We start from the raw sequence: 2,563 nt of genomic DNA on the forward strand, positions 1-2,563 counted from the left end.
AACTACAGTTGTAATTTCAAAACTATTTATATCATCTTCATCATTCAGATAATAGCCACTCACTCCAAATTCGGTCTTATTTAGTTGTTCACGTTTCTCAAGAACTAGGGTATTACTATCTGCATCGATTCGACTCACCATTAAACCTGTTTTTTCTTTAAGTTCCAGTCCTCGTTTCTGACCAATCGTATAAAAAGGGTAACCTTCGTGCCAGCCCAATTCTTTACCACCAACATCTACAATCTTCCCCTTGCCTACTTTCACATCGACATCTGGCATTTCCTGTTTTAAGAAATCTCTATAGTCCATACCATCAAGAAAACAGATGCCCATACTTTCTTTCTTAGACGCCACTTTTTTATGTCCAAAACCTATCGCCATTTCACGCACTTCTGCTTTTGTAAAAGCGCCTAAAGGTGTTAAGGTTCTTGATAAAATTTCTTGATTAAGGTTCCATAAAAAATAGGATTGATCTTTAGCTGGATCATCCCCTTTATGAATATAAAAAGTACCTTCTTCCTCAAGTATCTGAATATAATGCCCCGTTGCGATATAATTCGCCCCTAGCTCATCGGCTTTATCTAAAAGTAAGCGCCATTTTAAATTTGGATTACAATGTATACAAGGACTTGGTGTACGTCCATTCAAATATTCCTGAAGAAATTGACCGATGACCACATCTTTAAACTCATCACGTGCGTCGATCACATGATGCTCAATTGAAAGCTTCTTTGCTAATTGCTGAGCATCAACTATAAAATGAGGCAGTTCTTGATTATTTGAATCCTCATTAGGTGAATTCCAAAACCATAAAGAGACACCAATAACCTCATACCCTTTTTGCTGAAGTAACATAGCCGTGACCGAAGAATCAGTTCCTCCACTCATACCCAACACCACTTTATTCTTATCTGCACAAATTATCGTCATTACTCTATAATTTCTTAATAGTTTACAAAACTAGAAAAAAAGCAAGAACCATTTGTTCGGATAAACATTTATTCGAAAAATCTTCCAAATTAGGATAGTCATCGAAAAAACGTGAGTATTAATCTCCATTTTTATACATTTGTCATTCTAACATAAATATGAATAAAAACAATCAAATATGAACTTAAACAAAACGAGCCAAACCGTTCTTGGTTTAGGCTTAGCTCTTAGCATTCTATCGGGCTGTACCCAAGAGAAGCAATTAGGTCAGGATATTCTAAAAAAAGAGGATATGAACCTAGCTGTGAAGCCAGGCGTCGACTTTTTCGAATATGCGAATGGAACCTGGATGAAGAATACACCAATTCCTGCAGATAAAAGTCGTTATGGAGCTTTCGATATTTTAGGAGAGACTGCTAACGAGGCTGTTCACAACCTTCTGGAAGAAGCAGCAAAGACGGAGAATGCAACTGAAGGAAGTAATTTAAAGAAGATTCAGGATTTCTATGCGATTGCAATGGATGTTGAGAAAATCAACACAATTGGACTAACACCATTACAACCTGAGTTTGATAAAATTGCTGCAGTTCAGAATGCAAATGATTTGTGTAACGAGTTGGTTCATCTTCACAAAATGGGTATTAGTGCTCTATTTGGCGCTGGTGTTGATCAGGATATGAAGAACACGACTGTAAATAGAATGTATCTTTCAGAAGATGGTCTTTCTCTTTCTGATCGTGATTATTACACTGCAGACAATGAAACCAGTGCAAACATCAGAACAGAGTTTGTGAAGCACATGGCAAAGATGTTTGAATTGATTGGTGAAGATGCTGCTATTGCTAAGAAAAATGCAGAATCAATCATGAGATTTGAAACTCGTATGGCAGAAAAGTTCAATACACGTTTAGAGAATAGAAATTATCCTGCCATGTATAACCCTAAAACTGTTGAAGTTTTAATGGGTGAGTATCCTAACTTCGATTGGGCTACCTACTTCAAAGAAATGGGTGCAGACATTAAGGAATATGTGATTACAACTCATCCTCGATACATGAAGGAATTGAACCTGATGTTCAAAGATGAGAAAATGGAAGACATTAAATTGTACCTAAAATGGAAAGTTCTAAACGAGTCTGCAGGTAAAGTGTCTACAGAACTTGAAAAAGAACAGTTTGCTTTTTACGGAACCATATTAACAGGTGCTACTGAACAACAACCACGATGGAGACGTATGTCAAATGCTACAGGTTCAGTTTTAGGCGAAGCTGTTGGTCAGTTATACGTAGAAAAATATTTCCCACCTGAAGCTAAAGTTAGGATGGATGAGTTGGTGAACAACCTAAAAACTGTTTTACGCGGAAGACTTGAGAAATTAGAATGGATGAGCCCAGAAACCAGAAAAGAGGCATTAGCAAAGCTTGATGCATTTGGTGTGAAGATTGGTTATCCTGAAAAGTGGGAAGATTATTCTAAGCTAGAAGTAGGTACAGATTCTTATATTCAAAATACCTGGAGAGCTTCTCGTTTTGGTGTTGCTAAGAACATCGCCAAATTAGGTCAGCCTGTGGATACCGAGAAATGGGGCATGACACCACAAACGGTAAATGCTTACTATCACCCATTATTGAAT

Annotated in this window: 2 protein-coding genes; one reads left to right on the forward strand and one right to left on the reverse strand. The window is 37.2% G+C overall.

The genetic code is table 11. The annotated features are described in order from the left end of the window. The coding region (gene mnmA / locus ABY905_RS16320) for a tRNA 2-thiouridine(34) synthase MnmA (RefSeq protein WP_372645792.1) at positions 1 to 930 on the reverse strand (930 nt) is incomplete at its 3' end. Positions 931 to 1,108: 178 nt separating this feature from the next. Between mnmA and ABY905_RS16325 the strand changes: the two genes are divergently transcribed. Continuing rightward, positions 1,109 to 2,563 (forward strand): M13 family metallopeptidase (locus ABY905_RS16325; RefSeq protein WP_372645794.1); only part of this gene is annotated, 1,455 nt, incomplete at its 3' end.

Origin of the sequence: Ancylomarina sp. (assembly GCF_041555295.1) — a bacterium.
In the GTDB taxonomy this organism is placed as follows: Bacteria; Bacteroidota; Bacteroidia; order Bacteroidales; family Marinifilaceae; genus Ancylomarina.